The 574-nt window shown below is 50.5% G+C and carries 1 rRNA gene; it reads left to right on the forward strand.

What is annotated here, in order from left to right:
- A 16S ribosomal RNA gene (locus IC219_RS21360) occupies positions 1–543 on the forward strand; the annotation flags it as partial.
- Positions 544–574 lie beyond the last annotated feature (31 nt).

Here is a 574-nt window from a genome sequence, read left to right on the forward strand (position 1 = left end):
AATGACATCTCCTTAATCGGAGAGTTCCCTTCGGGGACATTGGTGACAGGTGGTGCATGGTTGTCGTCAGCTCGTGTCGTGAGATGTTGGGTTAAGTCCCGCAACGAGCGCAACCCTTGTCTTTAGTTGCCATCATTAAGTTGGGCACTCTAGAGAGACTGCCAGGGATAACCTGGAGGAAGGTGGGGATGACGTCAAATCATCATGCCCCTTATGCTTAGGGCTACACACGTGCTACAATGGGTAGTACAGAGGGTTGCCAAGCCGTAAGGTGGAGCTAATCCCTTAAAGCTACTCTCAGTTCGGATTGTAGGCTGAAACTCGCCTACATGAAGCTGGAGTTACTAGTAATCGCAGATCAGAATGCTGCGGTGAATGCGTTCCCGGGTCTTGTACACACCGCCCGTCACACCACGGGAGTTGGAGACGCCCGAAGCCGATTATCTAACCTTTTGGAAGAAGTCGTCGAAGGTGGAATCAATAACTGGGGTGAAGTCGTAACAAGGTAGCCGTATCGGAAGGTGCGGCTGGATCACCTCCTTTCTAAGGAGAATTGCCTACTGTTTAATTTTGA

The sequence above is a fragment of the Clostridioides sp. ES-W-0018-02 genome, from assembly GCF_020658175.1.
Taxonomy (GTDB): Bacteria; Bacillota; Clostridia; order Peptostreptococcales; family Peptostreptococcaceae; genus Clostridioides.